Origin of the sequence: Leucobacter fengyongliangi, assembly GCF_050971685.1 — a bacterium.
Taxonomy (GTDB): Bacteria; Actinomycetota; Actinomycetes; order Actinomycetales; family Microbacteriaceae; genus Leucobacter.
This window is the reverse complement of the sequence record NZ_JBPCEU010000001.1, coordinates 112,677-129,125: the sequence shown is the minus strand read 5'-3', so window position 1 is coordinate 129,125 and position 16,449 is coordinate 112,677. Positions and strand designations below refer to the sequence as shown.

Below are 16,449 nucleotides of genomic sequence, written 5' to 3'. Positions count from 1 at the left end.
TGGAAGCACGCACCGCATTCGGGGCAAGCAGGTAGCCTCGGAGGAGTAAACGGAGAGGTGACTGGTTCATGACGCAGGAAACCCAGCCCAAACGCAATACCTGGCAGCGCGAGGCGGTGCGTGCGGCGCTCGCCGAGGCGCGCGGCTTTGTCAGTGCCCAGCAGTTGCATCAGAGCTTGCGCGAGGCGGGATCCACCATCGGTCTTGCGACCGTCTACCGGGCGCTTGCCGGCCTTGCCGAATCAGGCGAGGCCGACTCGCTACAGTCGCCCGAGGGCGAGAACCTGTTTCGCTCGTGCGCGATGGAGGGGCACCACCACCACCTCATTTGCCGTCGTTGCGGCGACACCCGTGAGCTTTCGGCGAGCGTGGTGGAGGAGTGGTCGAGCCGGGTGGGTGCCGAGCATGGTTTCACCGACATCGAGCATGTGGTGGATCTCTTTGGGGTGTGCGAGTCGTGCGCCCGAAAGTGAAGGTTCGGGGGTGTCTCCGCTGCTTGTCCAAGTTAGACAGGTTAGTTTGGCCAGAGCAATGAGCAAGACCACCGGGCTAGAAGAAGAACCTCTCGGCATCAAGCTTGTATGTGCCCATCTTGCGATACAGCGTCGATCGGGAAACCCCCAGCATCTCGGCCGCTACGACCTTGTTGCCTCCGCACTTGATGAGTGCGTTGGTAATGCCGTCGACCTCAAGTTGCTCGAGCATTGTGAGGTCACGACGCGACGCGTATTCCGCAATCGATGGCGGCAACTGGTCGATAGTGATTTCTGAGCTGCGCCCGAGCGCGAATACCCCGCGCATGACCGATTCGAGCTGTCGCAAATTCCCTGGCCAGGGTGCGCGCGTGAGCGCATTGAATGCCCCCTGGGTGTAGGTGATGCTCTTCGTAGAGGCGAATCGATGCTCGAGCAGCTTGAGCAGCGCACGGAAGTCCTGTTTACGCTCACGAAGGTTGGGAATGTCGATTCGACCGACCGCGAGAACATCAAGCAAGGCCTGGTGCTCATCCGAGATCGGATGGAGCCCCTGAGCGCTCGAGGTAGCGTGTAGCAAACCACGTTCGAGCTGCTGAGGCATACGGAGAATGGCCTCCGTGGTGCGCCTCGCCGTGTCGTCGTCGAGTAGGTTGATGTGCTTCAGAATGAGAGGTGCGCCCTCGGTGAACGCCTCTTGAAGCTCCTCGATCCAGCCATTCGCGTTCTCCACGGCCGTGGCCGCATCAATGATCAGCGGGCGGCGGTCTGCGACGAGGCGCTCAAGCATGTTGTGCAGTAGTGTGGTCTTGCCAGTGCCGGGAGCCCCAAACACCACAACCGGAATACTTGCCTTCATCGCGGCCTCAGCCTGCTCGAGCGTGGAGAGCCATGCCGGGCTGCTTCCGGGGAGGCTCTTAGAGAGAGGTGCCCAGCGTTCACGTACGGGCTCAGCAGCGAATGATTTCTTCGCTTCCGGCGAGACCGCCTGATCGAGGATCTCGATAATGGCGCCAATGATCTGGTCGTTGAAGATGACAGCAGAGCAGAGAATCTCCACCACTTCAGTGTCGGTGGGAAACTGCAGAACCCGTTTGGGATGACTCGTCGATAGGCTTTCCGAAATCGTTGCCCAGAGCACGTTCTGATTGATGTTGCGCAGGTGTTCAGAGGCACCAGGGCTTTCGAGGAGGATGTCTCCGCCGACAACGGCGGTCTTTCGGCTTTGCTTGGAAGCAACCAGAAACTTGTCGAAGAGCACACGTTCCCGGATGCTCGAAAGGTCGAGCATCCTCTCTCCAATGGTGCGGGCGGCATGGTTGATCAAGCCGGAAAGGAGCGGGCTTGCGTCCTTGGCCAGTGCGGTCAGGGTGATGACACCTTGGAGGCGCTTCGAGATCGGGTTGTAAACCGGGGCGCCAAAGCAGGCGAAGTCAGTGAGCACGTCGGCGGTGTGTTCTGCACCGATGACTGTGTACGAGCGGCGCTCCTCGACAGGAGTTCCAATCCCGTTTGTGCCGACAACGTCTTCCGTTGCAAAATGGCCGGGAGCAGATCCGATACTCTCCATTCGACGGCTAAACATTGCGTCAGGCGCCCATGTGCGAAGTATGTGAGTGTGTCGATCCGCCACCAACAAACTGGACTGGTCAAGAAGCAGATCTTCTGCCAGTGCGGAGAGAACCGGATCCGCTGCTTGCATCAGCACCGAATCGCTCACGGAGACAGAACCGAAGGGCAGCCGTGCGGATCGATCCGTCGCTCCAGAGAGCCGTGCGCGCCTCCATGAGCGGAGGATGGGTTCGCGAATCAGTGACTCTTGGTTGGCATCGAGAGACTCACCTGCGAGAAACCGCTCACGAATCTTGTCAGTATTCAACGACCCAGAAATTTTGAACCTCCTTCGCACTTCATTGTGACAATCAAATCTGAGGGGGTAAGCAATATAGTACGCTCCGCTGCTGGATTCAATTGTGTCGAGAAGATAACGAAGGCGTGGGCCACTGTCTCGTTTTGGGTCAAACTGCCCAGCCATTGCTTTTCTTGTTGAGAGACTGCTCAGCGTAATGCTCCGAGAAAAGCAGTTTGGGTGTCGCTCCTGGAGTTAGAGCAACCTCATATGACAACGGACGAAGTGCAGTGCCGCACGATATTAATGAAAGAAGGCTTGAATGTCGCAGCTTTCCGCAACCGGAGCAGGCCGGTCGCGCCTACAGTTTCAGTGGACACCGCTCAAGGTGATCTTGGCAGCGAATGTCTTGCTCGTGTTGTTCCTTCAGTTTGTGGCCGGACAGAACCTGTTTGACCCTCGGACGCTGTCAACGCTTACCCCGCTCCTCGGCATCATGGTCATCATCGGACTTGCCCAGGCGTTTGTGATCGGCACCGGCGGGATCGATCTGAGTGTCCCGCACGTCGTGACGCTCATGGGAATCATCATGCTCAAGGAGTCAGGCGGGCTTGACGCACAGTTGCCCTGGGCTCTCCTGGTGGCCGCCGTTGTCTGCATCATCATCGGCTTGGTCAACGGAATTTTGATTGAGGTGATGGGATTCAACCCGCTCGTGACCACGCTCGCTACCGGACAGGTGATCATGGGTGCGACCATTATCTACCGTGGAGCATCGCTCAACACCACACGTGTTCCGGAGGCACTGTATGGCTGGGTGCGTGGTGGTGCCTTCAGCGTGAGTATCATCCTCATTACCGCAGTTGTGCTGGTAGCACTCACTGTGCTCTTCGTGCGTCGCGTCGTACTCGGCCGTCGATTGGTTCTGGCCAGTGCCTCTGCCCGGGCAAGCGAACTCGTCGGTGTCTCCCACCGGAGCTATCGAGTCTCGGCTTGGGTGATCGCGGCGCTAATTGGAGGCGTCGGCGGTGTGCTCATGGCTGGGCAGATCGCGTCCCCCGACATGTCATCCGGTGGGCCATACCTCCTCTCGAGCATCGTTGTAGTGGTGCTTGGTGGCGCAGTACTCACCGGCGGGCGGGTGAGCCCCATGGGCACCCTCCTTGGCGCCACGTTCATCATCCTGCTCGATCACGGTCTCGCAGTGATGGGCTACTCCACGGGCGCGAGACTGCTCGTGCAGGGCGTGGTTTTGGCCTTGGGTCTCGCCGGCGTCGGACTCCTCATGCGGCCGCGTGCCGCAAAAACTTCCCGGGTCAAGCCCGACGAAGAACAACCCACGACAGACGCAAGTGTCTTGCAGACGACGTAGGGTTCCCCCCCCCCGAATCTTCACAACCCCACATAAATAAGGAGAAGACAATGCTGTCTAGCGAAAGCAAATGGCGGAAGGCCGCGACGGTTCTCGCCGCTGGCTCTGCCCTGGCACTCATCCTCACGGGCTGCAGCTCAGGTGGAAACACCGGCGGCGAAGAAGCGCCTGCCACGGAGATCGACACAAGCTTTGAATATGATGAAGCTGTTGTCCAGGAGATTGTGAACACTGCGTTCGGTGTTGATTTCCCGATTTCGGACCTTCCGGAGGAGACGCTTGAAGGGTTCGCCCGGGCATCGGTCGAGCTCACCCCCGAGCAGGTCGAGACGGCACTCGGATGCTGGAAGAAGCCGCAGTGCACCATCGGCGACGGTGACATTCACGTGGGCACCTTCAATGCGGTTGACAACCTGTGGCAGACAGCTGCGGCAATGAATGTCATGCTGCAGGCGATGACCTACCCCGAGGTCGGCACCATCACCTACGCATTCGTCAACGACTTGCCTTCGGCGCAATCAGCTGTACGAAGCATGGTTGCCGACGGTGTCAACGCGATCGTGAGCTACAATCCCTTCGGGTCGGCGATGGCACCGGTGTTCCAGGAAGCGCAAGCCGCTGGAACCGTGATCACTACCTACGTGGGTGAAACCCCGGATGTGGGTGGCGACGTTATCAACAACCAGGTCTACGCAGAGGCGTGCGACGCGGGAACCGCGATGGGTGGCGTGCTGAAGGACGACCTGGGTCTGACCGAGAGCGACGAGATCGCCTTCTTCTTCGGCACCCCGGGTAACCCGCAGGACACGCTCGTGCAGTCTTGCCTCGAAGAGGAGCTCGCGGATGGCGGGCCCTCAATCGGGTTCAACCAAGACACTGACTGGTCACGGCCCGGCGTGGCTGCAGCGTCGTCTGCACTTATTTCCTCGGGTGTTCCGGTAAAGGCGATCCTGAATACCTACTCGGACCCGATGCCGCAGGTTGTTGACGCGTACGATCAGGCCGGTGAAAGCGTCCCCGCGATCCTCACCTGGACCGAAATGAATGAGTTCTTCGGCATTTGGGAGTCCCGTCTCGGTACCGACAAGGAATTCGATCTATTTTACACCAACGCGCTCATCAACCAGTCACGTCTGGCACTCACAAATGCAATGACCATCCTCGCGGGTGGCGACGTACCTGAGCGTACTCCGCTGCAGCTCCCGGTGATCAAGGCTGAAAAGGGTATCTACCAGGCAGATCTGCCCGGGGACTTCCCCGGTTGGAGCGCCCTGATTCCCGAAGACGTCATCATCGGTATGACCCAGTAGCGCTCACGCGCTTCGGGGTGCCGGCCACTGTTGAAGTGGCCGGCACCCCAACACTCACAGACCTCTTCCTGCAAGGAGCGTAGGACAACATGGAAGCAACCAAGGCGCAGCCGGGCAAAACGCTCGTGCGGGAGGGCCAGCACCGCGAGGTGGCACTGGAGGCCATCGGACTAAGCAAACAATACGGTCCGGTGATGGCGCTCAAAGAGATGTCACTTACAGTTGATGCTGGCGAAGTGCGAGCGCTCGTTGGCGAGAATGGATCCGGCAAGTCGACCTTCGTCGGAATAGTGAGCGGGACTGTGATTCCCACAACGGGTAGCGTGAAGATCGCCGACCGACAGTTGCATAAACACCTCCCCGTTGAGTCACAGAGCGCTGGTGCGTTCACTGTGTTCCAGGATGGCTCCCTTCTCAACGACCTCACAGTTGCGCAGAACCTGTATATCGGAACCCCGCAGGCGCAACGACCAAAGTTCAGTGAGGTCTTCCAATGGGCGAGAGCCCGGCTTGCAGACTATGATCTTGACCTCAATCCGCTGTTGAAGGTGGCAGAACTTGCGCCCGGAGACCGGCAGCTGCTGGAGATCGTTCGCGCGGTCATGGCGCGACCCAGGGTCTTGCTCTTTGACGAATCCACTTCAGCGCTCGATTCCGCGGGTGTAGATCGAGTGCTCGAACTCATGCGCGTGGCGGCTTCCCAGGGTTCCGGCGTCCTGTTTGTGACCCACCGCCTCTCCGAGGTGTTCCGCGTCGCTGACACAGTCTCGATCTTGCGAGACGGCAACTTCGTCGACACGCTGAGGGCAGACGAAACTTCACCCGCCGAGATCGTTGATCTCATGGCTGGCACAAAGGTCTCGATGGAGTTTCCTGATCGCCGGGCACTTGATTCGGCCGCTGAGGCTGTGCTTCAGGCGGATCGAATCGGTGGCGAGAACTTCGGTCCGGTGACTCTGGAACTCCGTCGCGGAGAAATCCTCGGGATTGCTGGAGCCGACGGAAACGGCCAAGCGCAGCTTCTGCGCGGTCTTGCCGGTCTCGGACTCGCATCGGGTGACCTGCGCGTCGGTGTCAAGGCCATCAAGAATTACAAGCAGGCAACCGCAAACCACGTGATCTTCCTCAGCGGGGATCGGAAGCAGGAGTCACTCTTCCAGCCATTAACGATTCAGGAGAACCTGACCGCTGGCGTGCTGGACAAGATCTCGACCGCGGGCTTTACTCGTGGTGGCCCAGAGCGAGGCTTCATCAAGGATCAAATCGAGAAGTTCGGCATTCGGTTAGGAAGTCCCTCGCATCTGCCAAGCTCACTTTCTGGCGGAAACCAGCAGAAGATTGCTATCAGCCGAGCCCTTGCGACCGAACCGCAGGTGTTCCTCATCGACGAGCCGACTCAGGGTGTAGATGTGCGTTCGCGCATGGATATCTACCGCATGCTCCGCGAATGTGCCGACGCTGGCAACTCAGTGGTCATCGTAAGTTCTGATGCTTCTGAACTTGCAGGTGTCGCAGATCGCATCGTTGTCATGTCCAGAGGGCAGATCATTGACGAGATGCCTGGAATGGGAGCGACCGAAACTTCGATCGTCGGTTCATTCGCCGTGGAATCTCGGGTCCACGAAGAAGGAGAGATTCTCTCCACCGAGCTCATGAAGTTGGAAGTCTCGGGTGACTCGAAGGTGCCACGCTGGTTGCGCAATGGAGAGACAATCAGATTGAGTGTTCTTGCGCTCTTCATCGTGCTCATCGGCGCATTTGCGGGTTCTGTCAATCCTAGCTTCCTGACGGAAATTGGGTTGAAGAACATTCTTGTCATTGCGACACCCCTGGCAGCGGTGGCGATAGCGCAGTACTTCGTTCTCCTGGTTGGGGGAATAGATGTGTCTGTCGGAGCGACTATGAGTCTCAGCGTGGTCGTTATTTCCTTTGTGGTGCAGTCCGGCGGAGTTTTTCAGTCGATAGTTGTCTCGTTCATCGCGTCACTTGCCTGTGGTGCAGTAGTCGGATTGGTGAACGCGTGGCTCGTTGAGAAGATGCGACTCTCCGCAGTGATCGCGACCATTGCAACTCTCGGCATTGTGAGTGGTATCGCGTTGGCTTTGCGTCCAACCCCAGGCGGCAGATTTGGCTTCGAGATGATGTCTGCACTCACCGCAAGTATCGGCATCCTCCCGGTCGCACTCCTATTCCTGACAGTTCTCGCGGTTGTTGGAGATCTGGCACTGCGGCGCACTGGAATGGGCATGAGAGTGCGTGCGGTGGGAATGAATGGTCTCTACGCAGAGCGTCTGGGGATCCGATCGAACCTTGTTCGTGGCGGTGCCTACGTCTTGTGCGGGTTGCTGGCGGCTCTTGCGGGTGTGTTCCTTGCAGGGCAGGTCGGTATCGGCGACGCGACCGTTGGAAATACCTACACACTGCTTGCCATCGCGGCACCGGTGATCGGTGGCGCGAGCCTGCTCGGAGGTCGCGGCACGCTGATTGGCGTACTCCTCGGGTCGCTGTTACTTGGGCTCGCTATGACCCTCTCCGTGGTGCTGCGCATCTCCCAGGGCGCAAACCTGGTCTTCATTGGAGTCGTCACTCTGATCGCCATGGCCAGCTACTCGATTCGAGTGCAGTCGAAGAAGAAGCGCACTTCAGCGTGAGACAGGCGGGTGTGAGCTGTCGTACCACACCCCCCCAAAAAAAAAAAGCAGCGGCGGCCGCCACACCGCCCCCCGCTGCTTTGTTGATTGTGCGTTAGTCGTGGTCGTGACTGGGTGTGTGTGAGGCAGGATGGCTGTGGTTGTGCGAGATTGCATCGCTCATGGTCGGCGTACTGACTTTTGCGGCTTTCTCCTGAAGTTCGAGCTCGCGATCGAGCGAACGCCCATCACCCTTGTACCGCGCGATCCAGGCGCGGCCAGCACTCTCTGACATGTGGCAGAGCCCCGGAACGCCGGGGTTCGTGGCACACAGTGAACGCCCACCTGACTTAGCGATCGGTGCCTGCGGTGCTGATTTTCCACTCGAGGAGCCAGCGATCAGGCCCACGGGGGACCAGGCACGTTGACTGGTCTCCCCGCAGGTCGCGCACAGACGCTCAGACGGTGCCGGAGACTCCACGAAGGCCTCGGTGATTGTGCTGCAATGCTTGCAGCGATAATCGACCAGAATCGTCATCCTCGGAGCCCTACTCGTAGAAGCCCGGCGCGTGCGCGAACTCCGCCCAGTCATCTGGGTCATGGCTGATCCAGATGGTGGCGTCGAGGGTTTCCTTCAGCTGCTTGAGCTTGCGAAGCGATCGAAGTGCTTCCTTAGTATCGGAGTCGATTGGGAAATGGAACTCCTGCTCCATCGCCGCACGCAAGTGGATTGCGTCTCCGGTCAGGATGAAGGTACGAGACTTGAGGCGCACAACCAAGCTGACCTCGCCGGGGGTGTGACCGGGAGTCGGGAGAATCGTGATGGCACCGTCGCCGAAGAGATCGAGTTCTCCGACGACCTCGCGCACATCGAGGGCGCGGAGATGGTTGAGGACCTCCGGAAGATACACAAAAGACTGGATCGGATCGGGCCAGTGCGCAAAGCGCAGCTCACCCTCGCCGAAGTAGTGCTTCGCTTCGGGGAAGAGATGGATGCCGCCGGTGTGATCAAAGTGGCCGTGCGACGAGATCACGTGGGTGACATCGCTGAGCTTGAAGCCCAGTGCGGCCAGCTGCCGGTCGAGGCGCGCGTCCGGGCCGCCACCGATGCCCAGAACACTGGCGAGCTCTTTGCCGTAGGCCTTCTCGGGATCCTCAACGGCATCGGGGTGCAGTCCCGTGTCGAACAGGATGAGGCCCTTGGGGTGTTGAATCAGGAAGGAAGGAACCGGGATGGTGATCTCACCACTGGTTCCGTAGAGGAGGGTTTCCGATTGCACTGTCAATGTCGGTGAATCGAGAGCCCAAAGTCGGAGAGCGTGTCCGTGATTACTCATAGCGAACGTGGTCCTTTCATCTCGTCGGCGTACGTCGTCGTACGAGATTCAGTCTGTCTCTGAATACGCGGATCCAGTTGTCCCTTTTTGAATCATCGAGCCGTGGGAATCGGCCACTTCACGCGGTGTGTACCGAACTAGGACACACTGCCCGGGGGCCGCGAACCTAGCATTGGGCACACGGTTACTCGCATGGATTCACAGCCGAAACCCGTGAGTAAGAGATCAATGAGGAGCCATCATGCAGGGAAGCATCGCAGCGCTCGTCGGCCCGTCGCAGATCGAAGTGAAACACTTCGATGTACCGACACCGGCACCTGACGCAGTCGTGCTGAAGATCCGACGCGCGAATGTGTGCGGATCCGATATTCACCAGTTTCACTACCACAGCGCTGCACTCCGAGAGGCGGCGCTTGGGCACGAATTCGTCGCCGAAATTAGCGCACTCGGGAGTGAAATCACCAAGGACAACGCTGGCCAGCCGGTAGCGGTGGGCGACCGTGTCGCCCCGGTCTACTACATCACCTGCCGCAAGTGCGCGAGATGCCTACGCGGTGAGTTCGGAATGTGCCAGAATTCCTTACGCGAGTGGGCGAAGAACCCGGAGTTGGCACCGCACTTCACAGGGGCTTTCGCGACGCATTACTACCTTCATCCGGATCAGTACTTCTTCAAGGTCCCCGACGGGCTCTCCGATGCGGTGGTTGCTGGAGCAAACTGCGGGCTGTCGCAGATGATCTTCGCGCTCGACAAGACTCGGCTCTCTGCTGGGTCAACATTGCTCATCCAGGGTGCCGGCGGACTCGGTCTCTATGCTGCCGCGGTCGCTAAAGAACGCGGGGTCCGCGTGCTAGTGGTTGAAGGTGTGGACGAGCGCATTGAGCTCGCTCGGAACTTCGGCGCCGACGAGATCGTCGACATGAGGGAACACGCGACCGTGGAGGCTCGAGTCGCACGCGTACTCGAACTCACGAACGGGGATGGACCTGACGTGGTTCTGGAAGTCACCGGTGTCGCTGCAGCATTCCCCGAATCGGTGGAACTCGCACGCGTCGGCGGGGAGATCGTCTCGGTCGGAAACCTGAACGTCGGTGAGGGCTTCCAAGTCACCCTGTCGCCTGGTCTTATCACTCGGAAGAACCTCACCATTCACGGCGTCCTCCGCTACGACCCGTGGTACTTGCAAAAGGCCCTCGCCTTCCTGCTCCGCACCCAGGATCGCTATCCGTTCGAGTCGCTCACCGAACGCACGTATCCATTTGAAGATCTGACGACCGCGATCTCGGACAGCGAGGCTCGCAAGGTCACCAGAGCATCCATCATATTTAACTGATTGACCGAGAGAACCGAGGACACAAACTATGGCTTCCTACCTGAGCAAGTTGCTGATCGACGGTGAATGGCGAGATGCCGTCTCCGGGGAGACATTCCCAGTTACGAACCCTTCGACTGGCGCCGAGCTTGTCCGCATCGCTGATGCCTCGGCCGAAGATGTCACGCAGGCAATAGACGCCGCAGAGCGGGCGCAAAAGTCGTGGGCGGCGACTCCGGCACTCGAGCGTTCGCGGATCATCCGTCGTGCTGCCGAGATTGGTCGCGAGAACATCCAGCGTCTCGCTGAGATCCTGACTGAAGAGCAGGGTAAACCGGTTGCTCAGTCAATTGGTGAAATTAACTATGGGCTCGACTTTCTCGACTGGTTTGCTGAGGAAGGGCGCCGAGCATACGGGACGACCGTTCCCTCGACCGGGCCAGACAAGCGCATCGTTGCGATCAAGCAAGCGGCTGGCATCTCCGTAGCGATCACCCCGTGGAACTTTCCGTCGCTGCAGATCCTGCGCAAGTTGGGTGCCGCGCTCGCCGCCGGATGCACGATGATCGTGAAGCCAGCCGCTCTGACACCTCTGTCTGCCTTGGAGATCGGTCGGTTCTTCACCGAGGCAGGGCTACCGGACGGCGTGCTGCAGGTCATCACGAGTTCTCGCGCCTCGCGGGTGAGCCCGACTCTGATGCAGGATACGCGGGTTCGCGTGGTGTCTTTCACCGGGTCAACCGAAGTTGGCAAGATCCTTATGCGCGAGGGTGCCGACTCGATGAAACGGCTGTCACTCGAATTGGGCGGTCACGCTCCGTTCATCGTGTTTGAAGATGCTGACCTGGAGCACGCGGTGAATCAGGCGGTAGCGGTCAAGATGCGTAACATGGGCCAGACGTGCGTTTCTGCCAACCGAATCTACGTGCAGCGGGGTATCGCAGCTGAGTTCTCACAGCGATTCGTGGAGAAGCTCCGTGCGATGCCGATCGGAGACGGTATAGCCCCAGGCACTGAGGTGGGTCCGCTGGTCGACGGGCCCGCGGTCGCCAAGGTTGAGGAGCACGTCGCCGACGCACTCGCGAAGGGTGCTGAAATCCTGTTCGGTGGGCATCGTCCCGAAGGTGAGGAATTCGCAAACGGTCACTTCTACGAGCCGACGGTGCTCCGCGGGGTCGACAGCAGCATGCTCGTGGCGAGTGAAGAGACCTTCGGCCCGGTCGCGCCGATCTTCGAGTTCGACACCGAGGAGGAAGTCATTGAGCAGGCGAACAACTCTCCGTTCGGTCTCGCCGCCTACTTCTTTACCCGCGACGTGAACCGCATTGTCCGTGTCTCTGAGGCGCTGGAGTACGGCACCGTCGGTGCCAATGACGGCATGATCTCGGCGGTGCAGGCACCGTTCGGTGGCGTGAAGGAGAGCGGCATCGGCCGCGAAGGCGGGCACTGGGGGCTCGACGAGTACATGGACATCAAGTACATCTCCCTCGCCGGTTTGGCATAAGACACCTACGTTTACCGGCGCGACGACGCGCCGAAAAGAAAGGAAGTTCACTCATGGCCGGAAGGCTTGAAGGTAAGAACGCAGTGGTCACCGGTGGCGGCTCTGGGATGGGCCGCGCGATCGCTCAACGCTTTGCGCAAGAGGGTGCCCGCGTCGCGGTACTCGACCTGAACCTTGAGACCGCCGAAGCAACAGCGGATCTCATTCGCGGGGCCGGCGGCCAAGCGCTTGCCGTGGCCTGCGATGTCTCAAACAGTGCATCGGTGACGGCCGCGAGCGAACGTGTGATCACGGAGTTGCCTGGCATCGATGTGCTCGTGAACAATGCGGGAATGCTTGACGGCTACGCACCGCTCCTGGACACGAGCGAGGAGTTGTGGGACCGCATCATCGGGGTCGACCTGAAGAGCATGTTCCTGGTGTCTCGGGCCTTCCTGCCGACCATGATTGCAGGTGGTGGCGGCTCAGTCGTGAACACCGCATCGATCGCCGGCTTCGTCGCGGGCGGCGGCGGAATCGCCTACACCTCAGCCAAGCATGGGGTGATCGGATTCACCAAGCAACTCGCAGCCGACTACGGCAAGCAAGGTATCCGCGCGAATGCCGTCTGCCCAGGGGCCGTTGAGACCGGAATGACGAAGGCCATCCTGGAATCCGGTGACGCTGCGGTCATGGACTCGATCCGCTCCGTGCCCGCGGGTCGCCACGCCCAGCCCGAAGAGGTTGCAAATCTGGCGCTCTTCCTCGCGAGCGACGAGTCGAGCTTCGTCTATGGCGCTTCCTACGTGATCGACGGCGGCTGGACCGTTCTCTGATTCATTCGGATCGACCGCGGCCCAAGAAGCCCAGACCGAACGAAAATGTGGTGGGAGCTCTGCGGAGCCCCCACCACATTTCTAGTTTCCGGCTGCTTCCCCGTGTCACTGCGTCGCGCACCGACGGATACTCGACCACAGTGAGGGCCGATGGGAGAAATACCCATCGGCCCTTCAGCTTCGCGGCTACTCGCTCAGGAGCTTCGTTACGTACCCGGTGTTGAACTCTCCTGAACGGAAGCCGGGACTGTCGAGGATCTCGGCCTGGAACTCGGCCGTGGTGACCACCCCTTCGATCACCATCTCGTCGAGCGCGCGCAGCATACGCGTGATCGCTTCGTCTCGGTCGTTGCCCCAGCAGATGAGTTTGCCCACCATCGAGTCGTAGAACGGAGGAATGCTATACCCTGCCTCGATGTGTGAATCGAAGCGCACACCGAACCCACCCGGCGCACGGAACTTGTCGATTTGCCCCGGGTTCGGCGCGAAGTTCTGAGTTGGGTTTTCCGCGTTGATGCGGCACTCGATTGCGTGGCCGTTGAGGCGGATATCGCTTTGCGAAAGGTCGAGCTTTTTGCCGCCTGCGATCCGCAGCTGCCACTTGATCAGGTCGATGCCGGTGACCATTTCTGTCACCGGATGCTCAACCTGGATGCGGGTGTTCATCTCGATGAAGTAGTACTTGCGCTCAACGTTGTCGAACACGAACTCGACCGTACCCGCGTTCTTGTAACCGACCTCCTCGCACAATGCGACCGCGGCTTGCGCGAGCCCCGCACGAAGCTCCGAATCGAGCACGGGAGAGGGCGACTCCTCAACGAGCTTCTGGTTGCGGCGCTGCGCGGTGCAGTCACGCTCGCCAAGGTGCAACACTGTCTCCCCGTCGGAGATGACCTGAATCTCGATATGTCGAATGTCCGTCAGGTACCGCTCGATATATACCGAGGGGTCCCCGAACGCGACCTCCGCCTCTGACATGATTTCCGACAGATCTCGTTCTAGCGTCTCTGCTGCCTGCACGACGCGCAGACCCCGCCCGCCGCCGCCCGCAGAGGCCTTAATGAGCAGAGGGTACCCCACCTCGGTCGCGACCTGCAGGGCCTCCTGGTAGTCGCTGATCGCGCCATCAGAGCCGGGAACGACGGGCACCCCTGCCTGGCGAGCGATCTTCTTGGCCTCGATCTTGTCACCCATGCGGGAGATCACCTGTGAGGACGGACCGACGAAGCCCATCCCTTCCTGCTCGCACAGCGCCGCGAACTCGGCGTTCTCCGCCAGAAAGCCGTAGCCGGGGTGGATCGCGTCGGCACCGAACGCCTGTGCGGCGCTGATCACTAGGCGCGGATCCCGGTAGCTGAGCTTTGCGTTTGCGGGGCCAATGCACACCGCCTGGTCAGCGAGCTTCACTGGGAGCGAGTCCGCATCGGCCTCGGAATAGGCCACGATACTGCGAATTCCGAGTTCCTTGCAGGCACGCACCACTCTCAGCGCGATTTCGCCGCGATTGGCGATTAGTACACTCTGCAGAGCCATTTCTCACACTTTCCTTTCGCGCTCCGATTCGCGGAGCCTGCCTCGGCACCCGGTTCGGAAGAACAGATATTTGCTTCGCCGTCAGAGCGATGTGACCCTGAAGCGGCAGGTGGGGTGCCCCGCAACAGCGAAACACCCCACCGACGACATGCCGTGATCGTGACGACTAGGCCTGCTTGATGACAATCAGGGGCTGACCGTATTCAACCGCAGCCTCGTTCTCGACCAGCACCTGAACGACGGTGCCGGCGACACCAGCCTCAACGTTGTTCATCAACTTCATGACCTCGACGATGCAGGTCACTGTGTCGGGCGCGACGGTGTCGCCCACCGACACGAACGCGGGGGAACCAGGCTGCGGGGAAGCGTAGAACGTACCCACCATGGGCGACTTTACGACGATCTCGCCCGGCGCAAGCACCAGCTCCGACGACTTCTGAGGTGCCGCAGCGGGCGCGGCAGCGGGTGCCGCAGCTGCCGGTGCGGGAGCTGCGGCCGGAGCAGCTGCAGCTGGTGCCGGGGACACAGCGGGGGCGGCGACCGGAGCGGAGGAGGCTGCGGAATTCCGCGTGTGCTCATTCTTCGAAATAAACAGCTCGACATCGCCCACCTTCAGCGACAGCTCGCGCACACCCTCGGTCAGGCTCGCCCAGTCGACGATCGCCTTCAGCTCACGAATATCAGTTGCATTTACCGACATGGTTGTTACTCCTTTTCCAGGGCGATCTCGAGATCGCCAGTCTTCAATATCTGCACGCCGGAGTCGGTGCTCGCAAAGAGCGCCTTGATGAGTCCGAGCAGCGGCTGAGGCACCTCATCCGGGTTCCCGCCAGCCGCGACCGTCCGCTTCATTTCGTCGACCTGGGTGCCCGCGAACATCGCGCGCAGCAACAGTTCATCGATCGATGCATCCGGGTACCGTTCGCGCAACCCTGGCAGCATCGGGGGAATGGTGGTGGGCTCCGACGCGATGTCCGATGCGCCGTTCTTCAGGATCAACTCCAGCACGCTCGGTTCGATCGGGGCGAGGAGCTTGCCGTAGTAGCCGAGGGCGTACTTCTTGACCTCGTTCGGCACGATGCTGTAGCGATCGCCGGTGATGACGTTCATGACCGCCTGCGTGCCCACGTGCTGCGCGAATGGCGTGATCATGATCGGGAAAGCTAGTTCCTGACGTACTCGAGCGGTCTCCAGAAGGAGCTCTTCGAAGCGATCACTCATGCCGGCCGCCTCGAGCTGCATGTGGAAGTTCGACAGCATGCCGCCGGGGAGTTGGTGCATGTAGTGCATGCCGTCGTACTCCATCGGAGCGCCGAGCGGCTTTCCCTCGGTCTCGGCGATCTCAGTGATGCGCTTGCTGATCGCATCCACCCGGGCATCGTCAACATTCACGACGTATCCGAGCGCACGCAGATCCTTCACGAGTCGCTGGGTCGCCGGCTGTGCGGTGCCATTCGCAAGCGGGGCGATTGAGGTGTGCAGCACGTCAGCGCCGCCCTCGACAGCTTCGAGGTACACGAGCGGGGCAAGCCCGGTCATCGAGTGCGTGTGCACCTCGAGGGTGCGATCCCCCATCACGGCCTTCATCTTCTGCACCAGCACGCGCGTGCGTTCCGGAGTGAGGAGGCCGCCTGCGTCTTTCAGCATGATCGCGTCCACGTCGGCGCGCTCGATGAGCTCCTTTGTTTTTGCGACAAAGAGCTCGTCGGTGTGCACCGGTGACTCGCAGAACGAGACTGCCCCGAACGTCGACGCGCCGAGTTTCTTCGCCCGAATCAGCCCCGGAACGATGTTGTCGTAGTCGTTCAGGCCGTCGAACGAACCGATCACGCGGAATCCGTTCGCGTACAATCGGTCGACCCAATTCTCGATGATGTCATCCGCGAGGAAGTCAAACGCCGCAATGTTGCGAGAGCGGATCAGGGCACGAAACTTCTGGCCCGGGGCGGCCTGGTGCATCAAACGCACCCGCTCCCACGGATCCTCCTTCAGGTAGCGCACCGAGACATCGAACTGAATCGGAGCAACCAGGTCCACCTGCTCGAAACCTGCAGCCGCGAAGTCATCCACCATTGAAAGCATGTGGTCCGTGCGCATCCGAGTCGCCCACAAGCTTTGATGTCCATCGCGCAGCGTCGTGTCAATGATGCGGATCTCACGTTCGCTGCCAACGGGACGTCCGCCCGTGCTCATTATCGACGCAATTGACTCACGGTCATTCGTCATCGTCACACCCCTTTGTAGTGAGTACTTTCATATCCTGAAAGTGAACTGCCTCTAGCGTTGATAGTATGAAAGTATTCGTGCTCGCTGT

Annotated in this window: 12 protein-coding genes; 7 read left to right on the top strand and 5 right to left on the bottom strand. The window is 60.1% G+C overall.

Translation table 11 applies throughout. The features are described 5' to 3' along the window. The first annotated feature begins 68 nt into the window (after positions 1-68). A complete protein-coding gene (locus ACR0R4_RS00545) occupies positions 69-473 on the top strand; it encodes a Fur family transcriptional regulator (protein WP_433645372.1) in 405 nt (134 codons plus the stop codon). A gap of 76 nt (positions 474-549) precedes the next feature. On the opposite strand, the gene ACR0R4_RS00540 is transcribed toward ACR0R4_RS00545, so the two are convergent. Continuing rightward, positions 550-2,352 (bottom strand): sigma-54-dependent Fis family transcriptional regulator, encoded by a 1,803-nt coding sequence (locus tag ACR0R4_RS00540; protein WP_433645371.1) that lies wholly within the window; start codon positions 2,350-2,352, stop codon positions 550-552. A gap of 292 nt (positions 2,353-2,644) precedes the next feature. On the opposite strand from ACR0R4_RS00540, the gene ACR0R4_RS00535 reads away from it, so the two are divergent. The 3 genes from ACR0R4_RS00535 to ACR0R4_RS00525 all read left to right on the top strand — a co-directional run bounded on the left by ACR0R4_RS00535 (position 2,645) and on the right by ACR0R4_RS00525 (position 7,655). Continuing rightward, positions 2,645-3,694: an ABC transporter permease gene (locus ACR0R4_RS00535; RefSeq protein WP_433645370.1), complete on the top strand. Its 1,050-nt coding sequence runs from the start codon at positions 2,645-2,647 to the stop codon at positions 3,692-3,694. 50 nt (positions 3,695-3,744) lie between these two features. Next, positions 3,745-5,004, top strand: coding sequence for a substrate-binding domain-containing protein (locus ACR0R4_RS00530; protein ID WP_433645369.1), 1,260 nt, complete (start codon positions 3,745-3,747; stop codon positions 5,002-5,004). Between the two features lie 89 nt (positions 5,005-5,093). Further along, positions 5,094-7,655, top strand: a complete 2,562-nt coding sequence (locus ACR0R4_RS00525; protein ID WP_433645368.1) for an ATP-binding cassette domain-containing protein — start codon at positions 5,094-5,096, stop codon at positions 7,653-7,655. Between the two features lie 527 nt (positions 7,656-8,182). Here the strand turns inward: ACR0R4_RS00525 and ACR0R4_RS00520 are convergent. Continuing rightward, positions 8,183-8,914, bottom strand: coding sequence for an N-acyl homoserine lactonase family protein (locus ACR0R4_RS00520; RefSeq protein WP_433645367.1), 732 nt, complete (start codon positions 8,912-8,914; stop codon positions 8,183-8,185). A gap of 298 nt (positions 8,915-9,212) precedes the next feature. Between ACR0R4_RS00520 and ACR0R4_RS00515 the strand changes: the two genes are divergently transcribed. From ACR0R4_RS00515 to ACR0R4_RS00505, 3 genes are read left to right on the top strand one after another with little or no spacing between them, the layout of a single operon-like run. Further along, positions 9,213-10,304: a zinc-binding dehydrogenase gene (locus ACR0R4_RS00515; protein ID WP_433645366.1), complete on the top strand. Its 1,092-nt coding sequence runs from the start codon at positions 9,213-9,215 to the stop codon at positions 10,302-10,304. Between the two features lie 28 nt (positions 10,305-10,332). Beyond that, positions 10,333-11,787 carry an NAD-dependent succinate-semialdehyde dehydrogenase gene (locus ACR0R4_RS00510; protein WP_433645365.1) on the top strand — a complete coding sequence of 485 codons (1,455 nt, stop codon included), beginning with the start codon at positions 10,333-10,335 and terminating at the stop codon, positions 11,785-11,787. A 53-nt stretch (positions 11,788-11,840) separates the two neighbouring features. Continuing rightward, positions 11,841-12,602 (top strand): SDR family NAD(P)-dependent oxidoreductase, encoded by a 762-nt coding sequence (locus ACR0R4_RS00505; protein WP_433645364.1) that lies wholly within the window; start codon positions 11,841-11,843, stop codon positions 12,600-12,602. 186 nt (positions 12,603-12,788) lie between these two features. Here ACR0R4_RS00505 and accC read toward each other — a convergent pair whose 3' ends face one another. The 3 genes from accC to ACR0R4_RS00490 form a co-directional block, all read right to left on the bottom strand. Beyond that, positions 12,789-14,135 carry an acetyl-CoA carboxylase biotin carboxylase subunit gene (accC, locus tag ACR0R4_RS00500; RefSeq protein ID WP_433645363.1) on the bottom strand — a complete coding sequence of 449 codons (1,347 nt, stop codon included), beginning with the start codon at positions 14,133-14,135 and terminating at the stop codon, positions 12,789-12,791. Positions 14,136-14,301: 166 nt separating this feature from the next. Next, positions 14,302-14,835, bottom strand: a complete 534-nt coding sequence (accB, locus tag ACR0R4_RS00495) for an acetyl-CoA carboxylase biotin carboxyl carrier protein (protein WP_433645362.1) — start codon at positions 14,833-14,835, stop codon at positions 14,302-14,304. Positions 14,836-14,840: 5 nt separating this feature from the next. After that, positions 14,841-16,361 carry a hydroxymethylglutaryl-CoA lyase-like TIM-barrel protein gene (locus ACR0R4_RS00490; protein ID WP_433645361.1) on the bottom strand — a complete coding sequence of 507 codons (1,521 nt, stop codon included), beginning with the start codon at positions 16,359-16,361 and terminating at the stop codon, positions 14,841-14,843. Positions 16,362-16,449 lie beyond the last annotated feature (88 nt).